This window comes from Marinagarivorans sp. (assembly GCF_982758155.1).
Map to the genome: position 1 here is coordinate 1 of NZ_CEXWTU010000233.1, position 7,509 is coordinate 7,509.

Genomic DNA, 7,509 nt, shown 5'->3' on the forward strand with positions numbered 1-7,509 from the left:
CTATTTCCGTTGTGATTCTCGCCGGCATCTTCTCGTAGTAGTAGGAAGTCGTATGCGGCTCTGAAGCGTTGATGCTCAAGGGTAGAAAAACAGCGCTTGCCTTGTCGGTTCTCAAGGCCGTTTTGCAAAAACCAAATATCGCGCATGGGCATTAAGAAGCGCTTAGGGATTGCTGTACGGGTAAGCTGTTGTGAAATCACACCGGAAATAGCGGCGTTTTTGGCATCGCCTGGCTTCATGCCTTCTTTTATAAAGCGTTCAATCTCGGCTTGCAGCGGCAACCATAAAAATGCTGCAAAGATAAAGGCAGGGGTAACACGCTTACCTTGGCGAATGCGTTTATCGGTATTGATGCAAACAAGGTCGATGACTTGGCGATTAAAGGGTGATGAGTCTGCAATGGGGCCTACGCCAGGAAACAGGTGGCGAAACAAATCATACTTCTCAAGGCTTGCGACGGTTGCCGTGGCGCATCCGCCGAGCATTAATTTGAGCACTTCTTCAAATAAACGCGCGGATGGAATGTGGTCGAGTAGCTCGCCTTGTTCAAAAATAGGTTTTGCGGTTGCGGGCTCTAAATGAAAGCCTAGCTTTGCGGCAAAGCGCGCAGCGCGCAACATGCGGACGGGGTCTTCGCGATAGCGCTCGCTGGCATCGCCAATGATGCGAAGCGTACGTGATTCAATATCGCGAAGGCCGTGGGTAAAGTCGATCAGTGTTTGCGATACGGGGTCGTAATAAAGCGCATTGATGGTGAAGTCGCGGCGAATGGCATCGGACTCTAAGTCACCGTAAACATTGTCGCGCAACAAAAGTCCTTGTTCGGACTGAACAGCGTCGCGGGCTTTACCTTGTTCGTGGTGGCCGCGAAAGGTTGTGACTTCAATAATTTCACGACCAAAGCGGACATGAACAATTTTAAAGCGTCGGCCAATAATGCGAGCGTTACGAAACACCTGGCGCACTTGCTCGGGCGTGGCGTTAGTTGCGACATCAAAATCTTTTGGTTTAGCCTCTAGGAGGCTGTCTCGAATTCCGCCCCCGACAATGTAGCCTTGATAGCCGGCTTGCTGAAGCTGAGAGCATACTTTGACGGCCGCTTGGCTGAGCTGGTTGAGCACAATGTGGTGCTCTTGTCGCGTAGCTTTACTGCTATCTGAAGAGGATGACGGTGAGAGGAGTTTGAGAAGACGTTTAAGCATGATGTGCAGTGAGTAAGTCAATGATGCACGAGTGTAACATGGTTTATAAGTAGGCGGCTTCTATCGCGGGCGTCTCGATTTTATCGGGGATATAAATGAAAACGGGAAGGTCTCATTGAGTACCTTCCCGCCCGAAAATGTTGTTGTGTCAATCGGACACATCCATGTCCGTAAATTGCCAAGCTTTTGCTCGCCCTATCGGTCGTAGCGAATGTTTTTATTGTTGTTGTATTTTCTCGTTATTATTATTTATTGTTCTTATAGTTATAAAAGTTATCTGTTTTTATTATTTATTGTTGTTATTAGTTATCGAAATGCTTTTTGTTATTCTTTATTGTTTTTATTATGAGACTAAACAAAGCATTAGGCGTGCCAAAACAACAAAAGCTTTTTAAATCAGAGGCTTAAGTGGATTATTGGCTTGCGGGGATTACGTGAGATAAGGTGCTGGCGTTACCCAATGTTTCGATGGTGTTACGCAGCAGCAAAGTCGGTAACACTTTGCGTAGAAAGCAGTGTAATTCGTAAAAATACCAAGATCAAAATCTTAGTATTTACGAGTTTTATGTCAACTTTATGAATAACGCGTCAATGTTGTTTCTTTCTGGGTGTCCTGACGCGGAAAAGTGTTACCTAGTAAGAGCTGACACTCGATAAAAGGTTCCACTTTGTTGAATATTTTTTTGAGCGCGGTGGGAATGGGGAGGGTTTTACAGAGGAATATCTATTTCTCGGTGGCTTTGCTGCCTCTGGAGCGAGGAATGCCTAAGCGTTGGCGTCTTTCCCAGAGGCACTTTCGGCTTACACCTAATTTGCGTGCTAATTCTGTCTCGCTCATAGTGTCTTGGTGTTCAAGTACGAAGCGTTGGAAGTAGTCGATAAGGGATAAGTCTTCTTGTGGGTCGGGGTGGCTGGCAACTTTCTCGCCAACGGACTGTTCATTAAGGTTGTGAGGATTACTGTTGTCGGGGTTGAACTCGTTACCATCTAACTCTATATCGAGCAGGGTGTGATCAATTTGATCGCCGTCGCACAGGATAACGGCGCGCTGAATGGCGTTTTCCAATTCGCGTATATTTCCAGGCCAGCGATAAGTTGTTACAACTTGGACGGCTTCAGGGCTAAGAGTGAGCAGTGGTTTCCCGACTTGGTGGCAATATCGTCGAACAAAGGTTTCAGCGAGGGAGAGTATGTCTTTGCCGCGCTCGCGCAGTGGTGGAAGTTTGAGCTGGACTACATTAATTCGAAAGTATAAATCTTCACGAAATAAGCCTTCTCTGGCGAGCTTGCCTAAATCGCGGTGCGTTGCAGCGACAAGGCGCACGTCAACCTTGTGAGACTCTACGGAGCCTAGTGGTCTGACTTCACCTTCTTGTAGTACACGCAATAAGCGAGCTTGCGCTTCAAGAGGGAGTTCGCCGATCTCATCCAGGAAGAGCGTGCCGCCATCCGCAGCGGCGACTAGGCCTTCGCGATTGGTTGCTGCGCCAGTAAACGCTCCTTTCTCATGACCGAACAGTTCAGCTTCAATCAAGGTGTCGGGAATGGCGGCGCAGTTCACTGAAATGATAGCTGCTTTTTTTCGAGGGCTTTCTGTGTGCAGCGCTTGTGCAACAAGCTCTTTACCTGTGCCGGTTTCGCCGTTGATGAGTACGGTGGCGCCAGTAGGGGCAACTTTGTGAATTTTTGCGTAAAGCTCTTTCATGACGGGTGATGTACCGATCATGCCTTCTATTTGTGTTTGGTTTTCACCGATAAGGGCTTTTTGCGTTGCCGCGGCTTTATCGCGCTTGACGATAACGCGTTTGACGGCGGTGAGCATTTCATCGTGATCAAAAGGCTTGGCAATATAGTCAATGGCGCCCATGCGCATAGAGTCTACAGCTGAGCGCAAGCTGGCATAGCTGGTCATGATTAAAACGGGCGTATCGCCAGCGAGTGTAATCAAATCGGTGCCGGGTGCGCCTGGTAGGCGAAGGTCCGAGACTACAAGGTCAAAATTGTTGAGGTTGTATTTTGTGGTCGCTTCTTTCACCGATCCAGCCTCGCATACCTCATACCTATTACGAACTAGGAGTTTGCGCAAAGCGGTGCGGATAATGGCTTCATCTTCAACAATTAAAATTTTATTCATAACTTGCTTTAACTTGCGTCAGGACTGGTAAGTGTTTCTGTTGGTTGGCTAGCCGGTTGTTTGGGTAGAGTGATAATAAAGCGGGTGCCATTAGCGGTATCTTGATGGGCGGGCGATTCGATATCAAGCCCACCTTTATGATCCTCGATGATACTGTACACCATTGCCAAGCCAAGACCAGTGCCTTCTCCGGGTTCTTTTGTGGTAAAAAACGGCTCAAATATGCGATCTTGTAGTTCTTGTGGAATACCCGAGCCAAAATCTGTCACGGTGACGATGGCTAGATTGCCATCCATTTTCCCTTCAATAATGACATCGCCAAACAAAGGGCTGGCATCACGCGAGTTTGATAGCAGGTTAACAAAGACCTGTATGAGCCTTTGGCTGTCGCCTAAAATAATAACTTCGGTACCTAAATCATTAACGAAGTTGACCTGGTTTTTCTCGTGCTGAAGTGAAAGTAGATTGATGGCTTCTTGGGCGCAATTGTACAAACTAATGCGTTGGTAGTTGTCTGCCGAGTGCTGCCCTGCATGAGAAAAACTAACCAGCGTTTGAACGATTCGGCTTACGCGATTAGTTTGCGACAGAATTTGCTCGATGCATTCTAGAATTTCAGGCTCGTTGGTGTCGTAGCGCATGTTTTGAGCAAGGCAGGCGATTCCGGTGACGGGATTGCCGATTTCGTGGGCGACACCTGCGGCCAGTCGGCCAACGGAAGCCAATCGTTCGCTGTGGAGAAGCTCTTGTTCAAGCAGCTGAAGTTCAGTGACATCCTCAAGAATAATGACCTGGCCATCACTTTGTTGCGATAAGGTCGATGGAATCGAAGCTTTGTGTAGTGTTATCCAATGAGGACGGTGGTTAAGCTCGATTTGACGCTTGTAAAACCGGTGTTCTGATGAATTGGAAAAGCGGTGTAGCAAGCTGCCCCAGGGCGCGCGGATATCTTTAATGTGTGAGCCTGTAACCTCATCGCTCTGAATGCTGGTTAGCTCAGTCATGGCGCTATTCCACATGAGTATTTCAAGGTCTTGACCAATAGAGCAGGTGGGTAGGGGTAATTGCTCTAATGTTTTACGGTGATAGAGGCGCAGGTTGTTCAGCTCGGCGGCTAAGCCTGTTAGCTGGTTGCGAACATTGCCCAAGCGGCTTTCTATTAGGTTGATGTCGGTGGCGTCATGGGTTTCGGGGACTTTGAAGGGAACGAGTCTGTCCAATATCTCACTGGCCATGGCAATACCCATTAGGCTCGATAGGTTGGCTTCTAGCTCATCCCTTAATCGGCGCAGGGCATAAGGCCGGTTTTCATTGACGTGTAAGTTTAAGCGGTTAAGTGCCCGGCTCACTTCTGTGGTTGCTGTAGAGGCTCCGATGCGAGTGCTTAAGCGCGAGATGATTTCACCGGGTGAGCGCACATCTAGGGTCATGCGGACAGGGTGACTCAGTTCGTCTTGGGAGCAAAGCTCGGCGCTGTAGCGTTCATCATCACTTTGACGTGTAAGGCGCGATAATATCAAACAGGTGATTGTGTTAACGCCTAAGCTCCAGAGGGTAATGGATTGCCAGGCGTCCACGCCAACAATAAGCGTGTAATCACCGAAACCGATTCCCCAGTTTGTTTTGCCGAGTGTTAGCGGAATAAAAAGGCATACGAGCCAAATACTTCCGCCTGCAAGGGTGCCGCCGACTAAACCTCTTCGATTAATTTTGGGCCAGTGTGTAACCCCTAAAACGCCAGGTAATAGCTGAAGTGTGCCGATGAAGGCTGTGAGCGCCATTTGGGTTAGCGTAAATTGGTTGTTGAGAATGAGGTAGTAAGAGAAGCCAATCATGGAGACAAGGGCGATAAGGCCTCGGCGCATCCAGATTAATTGCCGATAAAGGTCGCGCTTGGTTCGTAAAGAATTACTGGGCAGAATCCACTGGTTAAGCATCATTGTTGTGAGCGCAAGCGTCATGGCGACCATGGCGCCTGTTGCAGCTGAAAGCCCGCCAATATAAGCCAGAATGGAAATGGCGGCATTCCCTTGCGCTAAGGGTACGGCAAGGGGGAAGTATTGGGCGGGGGTGTCTAGGCTGAGTTGATAGCCGCCCCAAAGAATCGGAAATATCGGCAGCGCCATCAGTAGTAGGAATAGCGGGAAGGCCCAGGACGCGAGATCACTACTTTGTTTGACGGGGTTTTCAACCACCGTCATATGAAAGATGTGCGGCATGGATATGGCTGTTGCGATAAACACTAGCATCAGGGTGTGTGCGGTGGCGCCATCGCTAGCGGTATAGAGTGCAAGTGCGTGATGAGGGTTGTCGTTTAGCCATTGGTCCAGCCCTTCTAAGCCGCCAAAGCAGGCTGATACTACATAACCGCCCACAATAAGGAGGGCGAGCAGCTTGATTAGAGACTCAAAGGCCATGGCACTGATAAGGCCTTTGTGGTGCTCGCGATTCGCGCCGAACAGTACCGCGAAAACCGCAATGCCCACGCAGTACACCAAACCTAAAGACTGTTGGACGCCGAGCTGCCCAATTTGCGTGGGCTGCTCTTGCCCTTTGATGAGCAGCATCATGGTGTCGGCTACGGCTTGAATTTGCAGCGCAATTAGCGGCAGCATAGCCAGTAGCATAATCAGCGTGGCTAATGCACCAACAAGGTGACTGTGGTAGCGGAAAACGAGCAGGTCGGCCATCGAGTTAATTTGGAAACGCTTGGCGAGTTCAACCAAGGGCTTTAATGCAAAGTTGCCAAAAAGGAAGAGTAGGCCGGTGCCAATGTAATACGCGAGTGCGCCATAGCCAAAGCGGTCGGCCAGCTCGATAACCCCATAGAAGGACCATGCGCTCGCAAAAATTCCGAGTGAAAGAATATAGGTGATGGGGTGTGAGGTGATTTTGTTGCTGATCCAGTTGCGCTCGGTGGCATAGGCAATGCCAAATACCACGGCGATATAGCACAAGCTAATTAGTGCAACTTGGGTAAATGTGAAGTTCATGAGGGCTTAGATCCTTGCGCGCGCTTTTTTTTGTAGCGCTGAACAAGGAATGCGACAACGACGATCAAAAGCCAAATCCCGAAAGGTCTGTACCATTCACCATGAGGGTCCATAACCCAGCCAATAAGGGTGGGTGCGCAGATGTAGGCTACCAGCGCGAGGTAAACTAAAGGGCTGGGCTTATTCATAATTAGGACTGAGTAGGGTGTGGGTAAATTTTACTCAAGTTGTAGTGTTGTCGCAATTTACTTTGGCGCTTTTGTGGCATGTTGTAACGAATGTGGCATTATTTTTGTAATAATGGATGCGCTAGTCGCCATTGTTCCGTTCCCCAAACCAGAAGTTCTGGAACGGAAATGTTCCCGGGAGGGTTAAAGCCCATTTGACGCAAAGCTTGCAAGATATTTTCTTTTGGTTTGAGCATATCGATGCCCGGTGAACCGTGTTGCTTGCTCAGTTTGTAGCCGCGCTCATCAAGAAGAACGGGGATGTGACAGAATTTGGGTATCGGGTAATTGAGCAACTCAAAAAATAAAAGTTGGTTGAATGTTACCTCAAGAAGATCATTGCCGCGCACGACATGATTAATCCCTTGTGCAATGTCATCAACAATAACGGCTAGTTGGTAAGCAAAAAGTCCGTCTTTACGATGTACCACAAAGTCACCAGATTTTAGAAGATCTTCAGATAGTGGGCCGCTAATGCGGTCATGAAAGTGGACTTTAGTATTATGCCCTTGTTGTTGTGCGCTCAAAACATTGAGTCGCAACGCGCCTTCTTGGCGTTCTTTATCTCGGCAGCGGCCGTCATAACACCCTTCAAGTGAGCGCAGAATTTTGCGAGTGCACTGGCAGAGGTAGGTGAGGCTTCTTTGGTCGAGCTCTTGTAAGGTTTGCTTGTAGGCGTGGCTACGCTGACTTTGGAATAAAATGTCGTCATCCCAAAAAAGTTGATGGGCTTGAAGGCACTCAATGATTGCGTTAGCTGAGCCTGCAGGTTCCCTCGGTTGGTCGATGTCTTCCATGCGAACCAACCATAGTCCTGCGTTAGCTTTGGCGTCGAAATAACTGGCGAGCGCGCAAGCTAAAGAGCCAAGGTGTAATGGACCTGATGGTGATGGAGCAAAGCGCCCCTTATAAAGCGAAGTTTTCACGGTTGGGGCATAATCTTTGGGGGAGGG

General features: G+C 48.7%; 4 protein-coding genes. All 4 read right to left on the reverse strand.

The window, feature by feature from the left end:
- Window positions 1-1,202 (reverse strand): polynucleotide adenylyltransferase PcnB (gene pcnB / locus AC3A8L_RS18055; protein ID WP_487963671.1); only part of this gene is annotated, 1,202 nt, incomplete at its 3' end.
- A gap of 724 nt (window positions 1,203-1,926) precedes the next feature.
- Complete coding sequence (locus tag AC3A8L_RS18060; protein ID WP_487963672.1) at window positions 1,927-3,336, reverse strand: sigma-54-dependent transcriptional regulator; 1,410 nt, start codon at window positions 3,334-3,336, stop codon at window positions 1,927-1,929.
- Between the two features lie 8 nt (window positions 3,337-3,344).
- A complete protein-coding gene (locus tag AC3A8L_RS18065) occupies window positions 3,345-6,329 on the reverse strand; it encodes a sensor histidine kinase (protein ID WP_487963673.1) in 2,985 nt (994 codons plus the stop codon).
- A 286-nt stretch (window positions 6,330-6,615) separates the two neighbouring features.
- The coding region (gene gluQRS, locus AC3A8L_RS18070; protein WP_487963674.1) for a tRNA glutamyl-Q(34) synthetase GluQRS at window positions 6,616-7,509 on the reverse strand (894 nt) is incomplete at its 5' end.